This is a genomic window from Fortiea sp. LEGE XX443 (assembly GCF_015206815.1).
In the GTDB taxonomy this organism is placed as follows: Bacteria; Cyanobacteriota; Cyanobacteriia; order Cyanobacteriales; family Nostocaceae; genus Nostoc_B.
In genome coordinates, this window is record NZ_JADEXZ010000010.1 from 90,214 (window position 1) to 105,276 (window position 15,063).

Here is a 15,063-nt window from a genome sequence, read left to right on the forward strand (position 1 = left end):
TTAGCTCGACTTGCTTAAACTACTTTTGTCTTAGTTGTCAAGCTTTTACATGATTGATGTGTATGACTAGAGTTATTTTCCCTCAAATGCGTATAGGCTTGTATATTGACTGAGTTTTTTTTGTACTTCTTGATGGGAACATTCTGGTTTTCAACCAGCTTCTAGCAAGTTAGCATATGCCGTAGCAATGATGGTGATGCCCTGCAAGCCTTGGTTTCCAGCCCTAGCAACCTTGTTGTTATTTGTTCCTAATCGGTGGCTGCTATCTCGAAAACAATATTGAGAAATGTTACGCAAGAGCAACCATAATTGCTCACCATACCAGAGTTCCCAGCAAGTTTGTAGCGAGGAGGATAAGGTAAATGCGAGGTTGGTTATCTAAATTCATCCACCGCAAACGTCGTCGGTTTTGTGCGTCTCTAGTACGGACGTACCGAGAAATTAGTGACGCTTCAGTAGATGAATTGTGGCAAAAAGTAGTTGATCTAACAGATGTTTCCTGGCATCCTCTACTAAAAAGTACCAACGTCCCCTACGGATTAGTACCCAAACCTGGCTTAATTTACCTGGCTGTCACACGCTTTTCGCCATTTCCTATCCGTATATTTGTGGAGCGAGTTAATCCCAGAGAATTACTGAGTGTGAGAGTGATGGCAATTCCTGGAGTGGAAGAGCGAGTTACTTATCAAGTTGAATCTACTGTTTGTGGTACTTGTTTATCGTATTCTGTAACACTTAAAGGCTGGTTATCCCCTCTGATTTGGTCATTGTCTCGTCCTTATGCAGATCAGGTTGCACGTTCTTTAGTTGAAGCCGTAGAAAATGCCGCCGTGCAAGCGGTATCCCGCAAGAAAAAATCACTTAAAGATAGTTGTTTTGATTTTTAGAAGCTAGAGGAAAGTGTGAGTCTGAAGGATGAAGTGTGTACACACCCAAAGGATGGCTTGCCGCAGGCTAGTACAAGAAGGCAAAAGTAAAAAGAAAGAGTACTCATACCGAAAGCTTTTTACCCATTTCAAATAGTCTGCTTCTCTTACAAAGTTTGGCGGGACGGAAACCGACACCGCCAACTTTGCGCTATTTCCGCCAAGCTGTACTAGTAGAAATTTTTTAGCTTTCATCCTTGATTCATCTCTAGTGCGTTACTCCCAAGAAAGTTAAGATTCTATTAGGTAAGAATAAAAATTTCTTAAATTTTTTTACGGCGGTAATGCTGAAAACACTATGTACGATGTCCTAGATTCCCGCTCAGTCTTAGAAGTGTTGCGACCTGTGCAAGACCCAGAACTCCGCAAGAGTCTGGTAGAACTGAATATGATTCGCAACGTCAACATTGACAATGGCAAGGTTAGCTTCACTTTGGTGTTGACTACACCCGCTTGCCCCTTACGTGAATTTATTGTCGAAGACTGTAAAAAAGCTGTAAAAAAACTACCTGGTGTTACTGAAATAAATGTAGAAGTAACAGCAGAAACACCCCAGCAAAAAAATTTACCTGATGCCACCGGCACCCTGCGCGATCGCAATGGTGTTCCTGGTGTGAAAAATATTTTGGCGGTTTCCAGTGGTAAAGGTGGTGTGGGTAAAAGCACGGTAGCCGTCAACGTAGCCGTCGCCCTTGCCCAAACAGGTGCAAAAGTTGGGTTGCTTGATGCCGATATCTACGGCCCCAACGATCCCACCATGCTGGGACTAGCTGATGCTCAAATTGTCGTCCGTTCCACAGAAAAAGGTGAAGTTTTAGAACCTGCTTTTAATCACGGTGTCAAATTAGTCTCAATGGGCTTTTTGATTGACAAAGATCAGCCTGTAATTTGGCGGGGACCGATGCTGAATGGTGTAATTCGCCAGTTTCTCTACCAAGTGGAATGGGGAGAACTAGACTATTTAATTGTTGATATGCCACCGGGAACTGGTGATGCCCAGTTAACTTTAACTCAAGCCGTACCAATGGCTGGAGCCGTAATTGTCACCACACCACAAACTGTTGCTTTGTTAGATGCCCGCAAAGGATTGCGGATGTTCCAGCAAATGAACGTCCCAGTTTTGGGAATAGTAGAAAACATGAGCTACTTCATTCCCCCCGATATGCCAGATAAACAGTACGATATTTTTGGTTCTGGTGGTGGTTCTAAAACCGCCACAGAATTAGGAGTTCCCTTACTAGGCTGCGTACCCCTAGAGATTTCTACTAGGGTTGGTGGTGACAGTGGTGTGCCGATTGTCGTGGCTGAACCTAATTCGGCCTCTGCTAAAGCATTAAAAGCGATCGCTCTTACCATAGCGGGTAAAGTATCAGTCGCCGCGCTGACAGCGTAAATTTGAATTTTTGTCTGATTCCTGGGCGATCGCCTGGGAATACAGATTATTAGTCGTCAATAAATTTAAGTCTTCAAACTAAAGTCTAAAATCGCACAATGTTATTAAAACGTTCGCTCCCCAAAATTCGCTGGAAATCTTGGGTTAAGCCTTGGCAACAAGTAGATTGGTTATTATTTTGTTTGCCTGTTGCTGCCAGTATCTTTGGCGGCCTTATGATCTTGAGTACAGAACTGAAACAACCTGTCACAGACTGGTGGTGGCACTGGTTAGTATCTGGCATTGGTGTTTTCATAGCGTTGTTTTTAGCTCGTATCCGCTACGAAAATTTACTTCAATGGCATTGGATTACATACGCTCTCACTAACATGAGCTTGATTGCGGTGATGCTGGCTGGTACTAGTGCCAAAGGCGCACAGCGTTGGATTAGTGTTGCTGGTTTTAATGTCCAACCGTCAGAATTTGCCAAAATTGGCATCATTATTACCCTAGCGGCTTTACTGCATAAGCGAACAGCGGCTTCCCTCGACAATGTTTTTCGTGCCTTGGCAATTACTGCTATTCCTTGGGGACTAATATTTTTGCAGCCAGATTTGGCTACATCCTTAGTATTTGGGGCGATCGTTTTGGGGATGCTCTACTGGGCTAATGCTAACCCTGGTTGGCTCATTCTGTTAATTTCTCCTGTAATCTCCGCCATTTTGTTTAGCATTCACTGGCCGTTACCAGAACCAATCGACTTGTTTAAAGTGCTAGATTTTGCGCTTTTAGGATTTAAAGAAATAGCTCTTGAGCCTTTAGGATTTCTTAAAGAAGTAGCTCTTACTCCTTTAGGAATTGTTTGGGCATTTGCGATGGCAATTTTGGGTTGGCTAACATTACCTTGGCGGCGATTTGGTTTTGGTGCTATTGGTGCTTGGACTCTCAATATCTTGGGTGGTGAACTAGGCATTTTCGCCTGGAACCATGTTTTAAAACCCTATCAAAAAGCCCGTCTCACGGTTTTTACTGACCCCGATCATGATCCCCTAGGTGCAGGTTATCACCTCATTCAATCGCGGATAGCCATTGGTGCGGGAGAAGTTTGGGGATGGGGTTTATTTAAGGGGCCAATGACACAACTAAATTTTGTCCCCGAACAGCATACAGACTTTATTTTCTCCGCAGTGGGTGAAGAATTTGGTTTTATTGGTTGTTTGGTAGTATTATTCGTTTTTTGCTTGATTTGCTTCCGTTTGCTGCATGTAGCACAAACAGCTAAAGACAACTTTGGTTCGTTATTGGCGATTGGTGTTTTGTCAATGATCATGTTTCAGTTAATTGTTAATGTTGGTATGACTGTTGGTTTAGCACCCGTAGCCGGAATTCCGTTGCCTTGGATGAGTTACGGACGTTCTGCTATGCTGACTAATTTCATCGGTTTAGGAATAGTAGAATCCGTAGCAAATTTCCGACAACGGCAGAAGTACTATTTATGAGTCATTAGTCAATGGTTAATAGTTTTAGCGCAAATAACAAGTAACCAATGACAAAGGACAAGTATTAAGCTATTAACAGTAAATCAGCGAAGGTAAAAATCATGATTCTGCCTGGAGCAACTGTTCGCGTCAATAATCCCGCAGATACCTACTATCGTTACGAAGGACTCGTACAACGGGTAAGTGATGGCAAAGTAGCTGTATTGTTTGAAGGTGGCAACTGGGATAAATTAATTACCTTTCGCCTCTCAGAGTTGGAACTTGTAGACACCACAGCCGGACGAAAAAAAGCAAAATAGGATTTTTGTTAACAGTCAATAGTCAAAAAGCTGTGGACTATTGACTATTCACTCAGCACGGGCTGAACGCCCCGCTACCGCTAACAGCACTCAGCACTATCATGCGCCTTCCTTTACCACAGTTTGCCACAAGCGATCGCCACCCCAACCACATTGCGGAGGTGATTGAGACTAATACCACCGAGTTTCTGGCACAGTGCTTAGAACCAGAAGACTTAAGCTTTCCAGCTATGCCACCTTTTGGTAGTTGGGTTTGTGCTGTGGATGAAGAATCAGGCAATCAAGTGTATGCTGTGGTGTCTTATGCCACAACTATGCCCATAGATTCCATACATCGGGCGGTGGCTCTGGGGTTGTCATTGCAGGATTTACGTGAAGAACAACCCCAGATATTTGCCATGCTGAAAACCGAATTTCGGGCGGCGATTGTTGGTTTTGCACTACCTTGCCAGGATTCCCATGAAATCCCCAGAATATATCAGTATCTACCACCTCGTCCGCCGCAAATTCATCAAGCTGTTTATCGATGTGAAGCCGAAGCAATCATTAAATTTACAGAAAACCTAGATTTTTTACGCACATTATTGTCTGTAAACGGTGCGCCAGTTGAGTCCTTAGCCGCCGCAGCCATTCGAGATGTTTACCAGTTACGCAAAGCTGATAGAGAATGGCTTGTTAAGGCAGGACGGATGCTGAGTGTGCTGTTGAAAGACGACTATGATCGCTTACGTTTTATTTTGAGTCAAATCCATCCATAGGTAGTTCGTTCTTAAACAATTACCTAGGTAGTTTAAAATAAGTTTTTTTATTTTTCAGGGTAGCTTCTATAAGTATTTATTTTAAATTAGCGATCGCCTAAATGCGATCGCTAATTTACCATATCCTCTTTAAATCCTACCTATGGAACCAGTATTACAAGTTCTTGCTCAAGAACCAGTCATTCCCTTGGCAATTTTGCTGGTGGTTATTTTAGTTGTACCCATCCTGTTTGAGCGTCTCAGGCTACCAGGTTTAGTTGGTTTGGTATTTTCTGGAGTCGTACTTGGCCCATCAGGCTGGAATCTATTTCCTGCTGATTTGCCAATAATAGACCTACTATCTGACATTGGCTTAGTTTATTTGATGTTTTTAGTAGGCTTAGAACAGGACTTTGGGAAGTTACACCAGAATCAAAAACGCTCTTTGGGATTTGCTGGCTTCACCTTCTTGATCCCTTTTTTGACGGGAATCTTGGTAGGCAGAATTTTTGGCTTTGCTTGGAATACATCTATATTAATGGGTTGTTTATTTGCTTCCTATACCCTTTTGGCATATCCCATTATGAGCCGCTTGGGAGTTGTTAATAATCAAGCTGTGAGCGCCACTATTGGAGCTACAATATTTACTGATATTAGCGTTCTTCTGGTATTAGCTGTTTGTGTAATTAGTCTACAAGTAGATGTGTTTAGTTTATCTAATCTACTCATTTTATTAGGTCGGTTAATCGTTTACTCAACGATTATTGTAGTAGGTTTTGATTGGGCTGGACAAGAATTTTTTCGCTGTTCTAGAGACGATGAAGGCAATAAAATTTTATTTGTATTACTCTCTGTATTTTTAGCAGTTATCAGCGCTCAATTTATCGGCATTGAAAAAATTGTCGGTGCTTTTTTGGCGGGTTTGGCGATAAATGGAGTCATAGGTGAAAGCCCAGTTAAAGAAAAGGTGGTATTTATTGGTAGCGTCCTCTTTATTCCCATTTTTTTTGTTGACCTTGGTTTGCTGATTGATTTGCCTGCTTGGGGTAGAAGCATAACGACTTTAAAGTTAATGCTGTTAGTCGTATTTGGTGTCATTGTTAGCAAATTTCTCGCAGCATTGTTAGCAAAGTTCTTTTACCGCTACAACTGGCAAGAAATGTTAACTATGTGGTCTGTATCATTACCTCAAGTAAGTACGACACTAGCTGCGACTTTTGTAGGATATCGTGCTGGTTTGCTGTCAATTGAAGTGTTACATAGTGTTGTAGTGTTGATGCTGATTACATCAACATTGGGGCCGTTGCTCACCAGTCGCCTAGCCGTGGCTTTAACACCACCCATACCGGAACCAGTAATTATAAATTTACTTGAACAAAAAACAGCCGAAAACCGCAGTAATTTTACTATAGTTGTACCTATATATAATCCTCAGTCTCAGCATTACTTAATTGAAATGGCGGCCTTATTAGCCCGTCGGGAAAATAGCAAAATTATACCGTTAACTATTGCTAAAATTGCGGCTCGTATGGATGCTGCACACTTAGAAGCATCTCTGCAACGGAGCGAGCGGTTACTAGCAAAAGCGACAGATCAAAGTCTTAGCTTGGGAATAGAAGCAATACCTTTGCTGCGGATTGATGATGCCTTTGCGCCAGGAATTAGCAGAGCAGCGCGGGAGCAAAAAGCCAGTTTAATTGTTATGGGTTGGGGTAAACGTACTGATTTGCGATCGCGTTTATTTGGCAATGTGATTGATGCTGTACTTTGGACATCTCATTGTCCTGTGGCGGTGACACGTCTGGTGGAATCACCCCATAAAATTCAGCGCATCCTAGTACCATTAGAAAATTTAACTTCACCTGCATTGCTTATACAGTTTGCTCAAATGCTGGCAGAAGCCAATCAAGCCCAAGTTACGGTTTTAAATGTGTGCGATCGCCGCATTAGTTCTAGTAAAATCGCAGCTAGGCGATCGCACCTCTCTCTTTTAGTCTCACAATTAGCTCAGGTAAATCCCCCAGACATTCAAATCATTACTCATGAAAATGTTGCCCAAGCAATTTTGCAGGCAGCACGATTGTATGACTTAGTAGTGTTGCCTTTTATACGTAATTATACTATTCCTGGTGACTTAACCATGAGTGATGTCACGACTCAGGTAGCAAGGCAACTTACTTGCTCCATTGTCATGCTGAAAGAGGTAAAACGCACTCAAATCAGTACCATACCTAAAAGTGTTACTAACACTACTTCCACTGTCTAAGGAATTTCCTGGTTTCACAAACCTAGAGATAGAATTTTGAACCTTCAGGTACATTAAAAGCCAGAACTGATAACGATTTTAGATTTTACAGGAAACTTTATTTTGTTGAAGATTTGATGAATTCTCAAGTAAAAATGCTCACGAATTAAGTGATGTTTGCTATTTTGCTAAATGAATTCTTCAGTAATTAAGTGTTAATGTAACGAAATTGCATACACAAAAAATTAGTCAATCCCAAAATACATTATTGATTAGCTCTGTTCGCCCTCCATTTTTGGATCTCGGCTGGGTACTCTAACAACAAGCTAAACAGCCACTACTAGTATCTGTAAATATCAGGAAAACTATGAGAATTTTGGTGACGGGCGGCGCTGGGTTTATTGGTTCCCATCTCATCGACCGACTAATACCCCAAGGACATGAAGTAATATGCTTAGATAATTTTTATACGGGTACTAAACGTAATATTTTCAAATGGATGGGTCACCAAAACTTTGAGTTGATCCGCCACGACATCACTGACCCAATTCGTTTAGAAGTCGATCAAATCTACCACTTAGCTTGTCCAGCTTCCCCAGTACATTACCAGTACAACCCAGTTAAAACCGTTAAGACTAACGTGATGGGAACGCTGAATATGTTGGGGTTAGCTAAACGTGTCAAAGCAAGATTTTTGTTAGCTTCAACTAGCGAAGTTTACGGTGATCCGGAAGTTCATCCCCAAACTGAAGAATACAGAGGTAACGTTAATCCCATTGGACTGCGTTCATGTTACGACGAAGGCAAAAGAATTGCCGAAACTTTGGCATTTGACTACTACAGACAGAACAAAGTTGAGATTCGGGTTGCTCGAATATTTAACACCTATGGCCCACGGATGTTAGAAAACGATGGTCGAGTAGTGAGCAACTTGGTTGTCCAAGCATTACGGGGGATTCCGTTAACCGTATACGGTGAAGGTACACAAACACGTAGTTTTTGCTACGTATCAGATTTAGTAGAAGGTCTGATGCGACTGATGAATGGTGAATTTACTGGGCCAATAAATTTAGGTAATCCCGATGAATACACAATTTTAGAATTAGCACAGGCTGTGCAGAAGTTGGTGAATCCAGATGCCGAAATTAAATTTGAGCCGCTACCTTCTGATGATCCTCGTCGCCGTCGCCCCGATATTACAAAAGCAAAGACTTGGTTAAATTGGGAACCTACCATTCCTCTGCAAGAAGGGTTAAAACTGACAGTAGAGGATTTCCGCGATCGCATCAAAAGCGATACTTAGGATTTAAGCTTCACAGCTTTGTCTACGGCTGTGAAGCAGGTACAGGCTAGACTCTAGCCATTGCTCGTATTTGAGTGATTGGTTAATAGACGGTGTGTAGATGTCGTATTGACAACTTCTTTTTGAAGAACAACCCCAAAAAAGCGAGGAGTTAAATAAAATGCGTGTTTGCGTAATAGGTACTGGTTACGTTGGTTTAGTCACAGGTGCTTGCTTGGCTCACATTGGGCATGACGTAGTTTGCATAGACAATAACGAAGAAAAAGTCAAACTTATGAAGTCTGGCCAGTCGCCCATTTTTGAGCCTGGCCTGTCAGAAATTATGCAGTCTGCCATTCAATCAGGCAAAATTGAGTTTTCCTCGGATCTCGCTGCTGGGGTTGCTCACGGTGAGATTCTCTTTATTGCGGTCGGTACACCACCTCTACCCACTGGTGAAAGCGATACCCGTTATGTAGAAGCTGTAGCACGAGGGATTGGCACAAATCTTAACGGTGGCTACAAAGTCATCGTCAACAAATCCACAGTACCTATTGGTTCTGGCGACTGGGTGCGGATGATTGTTTTAGATGGAATTGCTGAACGCCAAAAAGCACTTGTACCAGCAGGTGGCGTGCCTAGCGATGACAAACTGCCAGAAATTGCCGCACATTTTGATGTTGTCAGTAACCCAGAATTTTTGCGCGAAGGTTCGGCAGTATACGACACATTTAACCCCGATCGCATTGTACTAGGTGGCAATAGCTCTAGAGCGATCGCCATGATGCAAGAACTTTATGCCCCTATTGTTGAGCGCAAGTTTGCGGCTGACCAATCTTTACCGCCTGTACCTATACTGGCTACAGACCTAAGTTCAGCAGAGATGATCAAATACGCTGCTAACGCTTTCTTGGCAACCAAGATTAGTTTTATTAACGAAGTTGCTAACATTTGCGATCGCGTCGGCGCTGATGTCACTCAAGTAGCCAAAGGCATCGGTTTAGACTCCCGCATTGGTAACAAATTCTTACAAGCTGGGATTGGTTGGGGTGGTTCCTGCTTCCCCAAAGACGTTTCAGCCTTAATTCACACTGCTGACGATTACGGCTATGAAGCCCAATTACTCAAATCAGCCGTCAGCGTTAATGAACGCCAGCGCTTGATAGCTTTAGAAAAACTTCAGCAAGTCCTCAAAATCCTCAAAGGTAAAACTGTTGGGTTACTCGGTCTGACCTTCAAACCTGATACCGACGACTTGCGCGATGCGCCCGCACTCAATTTAATTGAGCAACTCAACCGCTTAGGAGCTAAAGTTAAAGCTTACGACCCGATTATTTCTCAAACAGGTATGCGTCATGGTCTATCTGGCGTATTGGTAGAAACTGATGCTGAAAGACTAGCTGATGGTTGTGATGCTTTAGTACTGGTGACTGAATGGCAACAATTTAGCCAATTAGAATATGCCAAGATGGCAAAATTAATGAACAACCCCGTAATTATCGACGGTCGTAACTTCCTAGACCCTGAAACAATGGTTAGAGCCGGTTTCCAATACGTTGGTGTTGGAAGATAAATTTTAATTCTTGATTTTTCAACAAAACAGACGCGATAATTCGCGTCTGTTTTGCTTAGGGTGAGGAAATTACTTAAAAGTTGTAACCAATACCGAATAGCAGACCAACATCAGTCTGATCTAAAAAAGCAGCATTGACAGTACCATTCAGCGTAAAGCGATCGCCTAAAGGAACATCTACACCACCAGTTAAAAGCAATCCAACGTCAGCATCATTGCTAGTTTCGATCGCTACACCCGCGCCTACATAAGGCGAAACAGGAAAACGCTGTTCACCAGTGGGATTGACTGAACGAGGTAAAAAATCAAAAGTTACAGGTACTAGAACTACAGTGTCGTCGCCAAACACAGCGGAAGGACGTACAGAAATATAATTTGTTAGACCAACTTTACTAATTACTGCCACGTTCCCTTCACTTAAAGCGCTGTCTCCACCCAAGCCGATGTTACCAGCAACTCCAATATAGCTAGAGCCACCACGAGTAGCTCTACCGGGATCAATATCAGTAGTCGGAGTTCCTTCGGGAGTGGTTTGATTAGTGTCTCCTGGTTGTTGGCTAACGTTCAAATTAGGTGGAATCAAAACTCGGTCAATTACGTGAATCACACCGTTACTAGCTTGAACATTTGGTTGGATAACTCTAGTACCGTTGACTGCAATTTGATTATTAGCGCTATCAACCTGGATATTTACAGGTGCATCCTCGGCAGTTTTTAGTTCGCCAGCCGTGAGTTGACTAGCAGTTAACGCGCCAGGAACCACATGATATCTGAGAATTTTTACCAATAATTCTTTGTTTTCTGGCTGCTGTAGCTGCTGTACAGAGCCAGCTGGCAAAGCTGCAAATGCTTCATCTGTAGGCGCAAACACTGTATAAGGGCCTGGTTGTTGCAAAGTATCAACTAAACCTGCCGCTTTCAGTAAAGAAGTCAAAGTAGTAAAAGAATTATTAGACGCAGCGATCGCCACAATATCATTGCCAGTACTAGTTTGTGTGCCGCCAGTACTTCTAGCCACTATATAGTTAGCAGCCGCCACATTGCTTGCTAGGGGTTGTACCTGCCCTTGTCTAACTAAAGCTTGATACAACAACCCTGCGGCTTCAGCACGAGTTAAAGGCACTTGGGGGTTAAGTTGTTTGACATTTGGATAGTTAACAACAATGTTTGCTTGAGTTGCGGCGGCCACACCATTTTCCGCATAATCAGGAATCACGGAAGCATCTGTATAGTAATTATTGAGAACATCTGATGCAGAGCCGCTAGTATTTAAATTTAAACCACTCGACAAAGCCGCGATCGCCTGAACTTTCGGAATTTGGAGATTAGGACGAAACTCATTGCCAGGATATCCCGTCATAAATCCTGTTTCGTATGCTTCCTGAATCGCAGAAGCTGCCCAATAATTGGCAGGTACATCTGTAAAGCCGCCTGTATTTATCTGTCGAACAGGATTCTGATTAAAAGCTCTTTGAATCATCGTCGCAAATTCGGCACGAGTCACAGCTTGGCTAGGTTTAAAAGAACCATCAGGAAATCCAGAAATGACATTTCTTGCGGCTAGGGCTTGAATAAATGGGCTTGCCCAGTAATCTGAACTCACATCAGAAAAGTTACTAGCAGCAGATGGAGTAGTAGTTTGAGCGGAAACTGGCGCAGAAACTACTATCGGACTAATTGTAGCGGTTGTTACTCCTAAAACCAGCAAACTTGTATGTGCTAATGACCAACCAAATAAATTACCCATGAAAATTTCCTCCAGAATAAAGTAGAAATATTGAAAATCCAGATATTTCACGAAATGGCGATCTATTCCCATATCCAAAACCACAAATTCATCAGTTCAGCGAAGGTGGGATTTAGTAGTAGGATGCTTATCTAAAGTAAGTGAGCTTAGATCGCTGCTTTTTTATTAATTTATTAACCTTCCTGTTGCATGACATTTGGTACTATTAGAAATAGACACTCAATGGTATATCTACAATTAATAATTTCAAAAATAAACACATTCTAGCCACTAGCTAAAAGCTGACATTTTTTCAATAAATTCTCCTACTTTAGATAGTTGTCTATTTTATTGAAGTTGCTGTAAATTCCCCTAAATTAGTAATTCATCTGCAATAATTAGAGTCTAGCTACCATCAATCTGACAGTTTTTTAAGATATGGTGCAGTGTGAAAAATGATTTTTTACTTTGTCTTAAGAAGTTTCAAAATAAATAAAAAATCCCCCATTTTATTGGGAATATAAGTGTAAAACTATCTAACCAGTACTTCGCAAATAACAAAGTGCATCCCTGAGTGTTTATTCCCTCATATTAGGTGCAAGAAACTCAGCCTTAAGGACGATAAAATTGCTACCAAAACAAAATAAAGAGCAACTATGGATTGGGCGCTGTTGCTCTGCTGTGTTACTTTTTGGTCAAGTATTGCTACATTTACTCCAAGGAAAAACTTACTATCGCAAAATTCTGGAACACATGGTGACATCTGGGCCTGGTTCTCTCTTTCCAGTGCTACTTGTGAGTGGTTTTGCTGGGATGATTTTCACTATTCAGACAGCCAGGGAATTAGTAAAATTTGGTGTTGTTAGTGCTGTGGGGGGTGCTTTTGCCTTAGCTTTTTGCCGAGAATTAGCTCCAATTTTGACAGCTAGTATTATTGCTGGACAAGTCGGTTCTGCTTTTGCCGCAGAATTAGGCGCAATGAGAGTTACAGAGCAAATTGATGCACTTTATATGCTCAAAACTGATCCGATTGATTATCTGGTGCTGCCTAGAGTAATCGCCTGCTGTTTAATGATGCCTTTGATGACGATTTTTGCTTTAGTTATAGGCATTGCTGGTGGTGTTTTTGCCGCAGCACAGTTTTACCAGATTGTTCCTGAAACATTTTTAGAGTCAGTCAGAGCTTTTTTAGAACCATCAGATTTATTAATAGTTTTATTAAAGGGATTCATTTTTGGAATTCTGGTGGCTGTTAATGGTTGCAGTTGGGGATTAACTACAACAGGAGGAGCGAAGGAAGTAGGAGAGTCAGCAACAACAGCAGTAGTTACGACATGGGTAGCAATTTTTATTATTGATTTTATTCTCTCTTTAATGCTATTTGAAAAGCCTACATTTTAACTATAAAATAAATTTAATTTCTTTAATTATTTACCAGAAAGCAGATAATCTTAGTATCTAAATTAAATATCAGTAAAGTTGCGTAATTAATTTTACAGACGACGAAGCTTGTTGCGGCAAAGTAAACTTATTGTTGGTATTCAGAAAAATTTAGCTGTTTATTCAGCAGAATTTAAGACACTACACTTCAGTTTTTGTCATGTAAGTTTTGTAAATTGAATCAGAATATTATGGGAATTTTCATATTTTCTATTGCCTTGGTTGCAACTGTAGCTGTAATTCTGATTAGCAGTTACAACGATTTAGTTAAATTTCGTAATCATTACAAAAATGCGTACTCACAAATTGATGTGCAATTACAACGTCGCTATGATCTAATTCCCAATTTAGTAGAAACTGCCAAAGGGTATATGAAACATGAAAGAGAAACCCTAGAAGCAGTAATTTCGACTCGTAATTCGGCTATTAATGCTAGTAGTCGTGCTGTACAGAATCCGGGCGATCCTCAAGCGATGCAGCAATTGGGTAATGCAGAAGCAGCATTGACAAGTGCTTTAGGACACTTGATGGTAATTTCTGAATCTTATCCAGAACTGAAAGCCGATCGCACCATGACTCAAGTCATGGAAGAACTATCTTCAACAGAAAATCGGATTGCTTTTGCACGTCAGGCTTTTAATGATGCTGTGACTCTTTACAACACTAAAAATGAATCTTTCCCCAGTAACTTGGTAGCAAATACTTTTAACTTTAGAATCGCAGAATTGCTGCCAGAAGCCACATCCGAAGTCCGACAAGCTCCCCGTGTATCTTTTTAAATCTTTATGAATTTCTTTGAACATCAAGACCGGGCAAGACAGAATACACAACAGTTAGTCGGGCTGTATGTTTTATCAATAGGGTTAATGATTGGGGCAATTTACATAGCCATATTGTTTCTCTTGCGTATGGCTCCGCGGGTATGGTGGCATGGGGAATTATTTTTGGGTGTTGTTTGTGTAACTACAATTGCGATCGCTCTAGCCAGTCTATATAAAATTTTCTGTCTGCGGGAAGGAGGTAGAGTCATCGCCCAGGAGTTAGGGGGAAAGTTACTGATCTCAGAAAGGGCTAACGAACAAGAGCGACAACTATTAAATATTGTGGAGGAAATGGCGATCGCTTCTGGTATTTCTGTCCCAGAAGTTTATCTTTTAGATGCAGAAACTAGCATCAATGCCTTTGCTGCGGGGTTTACGCCTAACGATGCTGTGATTGGCATAACTCGCGGGACTTTACAGCATCTAAACCGAGATGAATTACAAGGTGTGATTGGGCATGAATTTAGCCATATTCTCAATGGAGATATGCGGCTAAATTTGCGTTTGATCGGGTTGCTGCATGGCATTTTATTTATTTACTTCACTGGCAGATTGCTGTGGCATTTTCGCAGTAGCTCCCGTGAAGACAAAGGCTTACCTCTCTGGGCGTTTGGCTTGGTACTGATGCTGATTGGCGGGATTGGATTTATTTGCGGTAGTCTGATCAAAGCTGCTGTTTCCCGTCAACGAGAATTTTTGGCAGATGCTTCTGCTGTACAGTTCACTCGGAACCCCGATGGCATTGCTGGAGTTTTGGAGAAACTCCAAAGTATGGATTCACGCTTGATTGCTCCTGGTGCGGAAGCTGTCAGCCACATGTTTTTTGGCAATGCTCTCAACCCATCTTTTTGGGAAGATATCTTAGCTACCCACCCGCCCTTAGTAGAACGGATTCGTCGTGTTCGGGGTGTAAAGGTTCGTAACACTACTGCCTGTAAGGGACTTCCAGAGAATAAAGTATACAACTTATGAAAATGATAATCATTCTGGTGGCGGGAAGGGAAAGGTTGCCGTTAGCAACCTTTCCCTTCCCTTTTTGTAGTAAATTCAATGATGATTCGATTTTGGATGTGCATAGGTGTCAATGGAATTAACAGATTCACTAAAGCATTTGTTGAAGGAAACTGCACAGCAATTAAAAGG

The 15,063-nt window shown here is 41.7% G+C and carries 13 protein-coding genes; 11 read left to right on the top strand and 2 right to left on the bottom strand.

From position 1 onward, the window contains the following. Positions 1-150: 150 nt before the first annotated feature. Entirely contained in the window at positions 151-297 is a 147-nt protein-coding gene (locus IQ259_RS06735; protein WP_193882826.1) for a hypothetical protein, read from the bottom strand. A 65-nt stretch (positions 298-362) separates the two neighbouring features. On the opposite strand from IQ259_RS06735, the gene IQ259_RS06740 reads away from it, so the two are divergent. The 8 genes from IQ259_RS06740 to IQ259_RS06775 all read left to right on the top strand — a co-directional run bounded on the left by IQ259_RS06740 (position 363) and on the right by IQ259_RS06775 (position 9,933). Then, positions 363-887 carry an SRPBCC family protein gene (locus IQ259_RS06740; protein ID WP_193882829.1) on the top strand — a complete coding sequence of 175 codons (525 nt, stop codon included), beginning with the start codon at positions 363-365 and terminating at the stop codon, positions 885-887. A 337-nt stretch (positions 888-1,224) separates the two neighbouring features. Beyond that, on the top strand, positions 1,225-2,319 hold the full coding sequence (locus tag IQ259_RS06745; RefSeq protein WP_193882832.1) for an Mrp/NBP35 family ATP-binding protein: 1,095 nt from the start codon (positions 1,225-1,227) through the stop codon (positions 2,317-2,319). A gap of 98 nt (positions 2,320-2,417) precedes the next feature. Continuing rightward, positions 2,418-3,797 carry a rod shape-determining protein RodA gene (rodA, locus tag IQ259_RS06750; RefSeq protein ID WP_193882835.1) on the top strand — a complete coding sequence of 460 codons (1,380 nt, stop codon included), beginning with the start codon at positions 2,418-2,420 and terminating at the stop codon, positions 3,795-3,797. 101 nt (positions 3,798-3,898) lie between these two features. Next, the gene (locus tag IQ259_RS06755; protein WP_193882854.1) at positions 3,899-4,096 is read left to right on the top strand and encodes an NAD(P)H dehydrogenase subunit NdhS; all 198 of its coding nucleotides are present in this window, start codon (positions 3,899-3,901) and stop codon (positions 4,094-4,096) included. Positions 4,097-4,197: 101 nt separating this feature from the next. Beyond that, the gene (locus tag IQ259_RS06760; RefSeq protein ID WP_193882857.1) at positions 4,198-4,854 is read left to right on the top strand and encodes an HAS-barrel domain-containing protein; all 657 of its coding nucleotides are present in this window, start codon (positions 4,198-4,200) and stop codon (positions 4,852-4,854) included. A 142-nt stretch (positions 4,855-4,996) separates the two neighbouring features. Then, positions 4,997-7,099 carry a cation:proton antiporter gene (locus IQ259_RS06765; protein WP_193882859.1) on the top strand — a complete coding sequence of 701 codons (2,103 nt, stop codon included), beginning with the start codon at positions 4,997-4,999 and terminating at the stop codon, positions 7,097-7,099. Positions 7,100-7,445: 346 nt separating this feature from the next. Beyond that, positions 7,446-8,381, top strand: a complete 936-nt coding sequence (locus IQ259_RS06770) for a UDP-glucuronic acid decarboxylase family protein (protein ID WP_193882862.1) — start codon at positions 7,446-7,448, stop codon at positions 8,379-8,381. Between the two features lie 160 nt (positions 8,382-8,541). Further along, positions 8,542-9,933, top strand: a complete 1,392-nt coding sequence (locus tag IQ259_RS06775; protein WP_193882865.1) for a UDP-glucose/GDP-mannose dehydrogenase family protein — start codon at positions 8,542-8,544, stop codon at positions 9,931-9,933. A gap of 73 nt (positions 9,934-10,006) precedes the next feature. Here IQ259_RS06775 and IQ259_RS06780 read toward each other — a convergent pair whose 3' ends face one another. Next, positions 10,007-11,680 (bottom strand): fasciclin domain-containing protein, encoded by a 1,674-nt coding sequence (locus tag IQ259_RS06780; RefSeq protein ID WP_193882868.1) that lies wholly within the window; start codon positions 11,678-11,680, stop codon positions 10,007-10,009. Positions 11,681-12,286: 606 nt separating this feature from the next. On the opposite strand from IQ259_RS06780, the gene IQ259_RS06785 reads away from it, so the two are divergent. The 3 genes from IQ259_RS06785 (at position 12,287) to IQ259_RS06795 (ending at position 14,892) form a co-directional block, all read left to right on the top strand. Next, entirely contained in the window at positions 12,287-13,060 is a 774-nt protein-coding gene (locus IQ259_RS06785) for an MlaE family lipid ABC transporter permease subunit (RefSeq protein ID WP_193882870.1), read from the top strand. Positions 13,061-13,290: 230 nt separating this feature from the next. Then, positions 13,291-13,878, top strand: a complete 588-nt coding sequence (locus tag IQ259_RS06790) for a LemA family protein (RefSeq protein WP_193882873.1) — start codon at positions 13,291-13,293, stop codon at positions 13,876-13,878. A gap of 6 nt (positions 13,879-13,884) precedes the next feature. Next, on the top strand, positions 13,885-14,892 hold the full coding sequence (locus IQ259_RS06795; protein ID WP_228014403.1) for a M48 family metallopeptidase: 1,008 nt from the start codon (positions 13,885-13,887) through the stop codon (positions 14,890-14,892). The last annotated feature ends 171 nt before the right edge of the window (positions 14,893-15,063 follow it).

What these genes read in the sequence shown, in the direction of transcription:
- IQ259_RS06740 (WP_193882829.1), top strand. Translation starts at nt 363, where the DNA reads ATGCGAGGTTGGTTATCTAAATTCATCCACCGCAAACGTCGTCGGTTT.
- IQ259_RS06745 (WP_193882832.1), top strand. Translation starts at nt 1,225, where the DNA reads ATGTACGATGTCCTAGATTCCCGCTCAGTCTTAGAAGTGTTGCGACCT.
- rodA (WP_193882835.1), top strand. Translation starts at nt 2,418, where the DNA reads ATGTTATTAAAACGTTCGCTCCCCAAAATTCGCTGGAAATCTTGGGTT.
- IQ259_RS06755 (WP_193882854.1), top strand. Translation starts at nt 3,899, where the DNA reads ATGATTCTGCCTGGAGCAACTGTTCGCGTCAATAATCCCGCAGATACC.
- IQ259_RS06760 (WP_193882857.1), top strand. Translation starts at nt 4,198, where the DNA reads ATGCGCCTTCCTTTACCACAGTTTGCCACAAGCGATCGCCACCCCAAC.
- IQ259_RS06765 (WP_193882859.1), top strand. Translation starts at nt 4,997, where the DNA reads ATGGAACCAGTATTACAAGTTCTTGCTCAAGAACCAGTCATTCCCTTG.
- IQ259_RS06770 (WP_193882862.1), top strand. Translation starts at nt 7,446, where the DNA reads ATGAGAATTTTGGTGACGGGCGGCGCTGGGTTTATTGGTTCCCATCTC.
- IQ259_RS06775 (WP_193882865.1), top strand. Translation starts at nt 8,542, where the DNA reads ATGCGTGTTTGCGTAATAGGTACTGGTTACGTTGGTTTAGTCACAGGT.
- IQ259_RS06780 (WP_193882868.1), bottom strand. Translation starts at nt 11,680, where the DNA reads ATGGGTAATTTATTTGGTTGGTCATTAGCACATACAAGTTTGCTGGTT.
- IQ259_RS06790 (WP_193882873.1), top strand. Translation starts at nt 13,291, where the DNA reads ATGGGAATTTTCATATTTTCTATTGCCTTGGTTGCAACTGTAGCTGTA.
- IQ259_RS06795 (WP_228014403.1), top strand. Translation starts at nt 13,885, where the DNA reads ATGAATTTCTTTGAACATCAAGACCGGGCAAGACAGAATACACAACAG.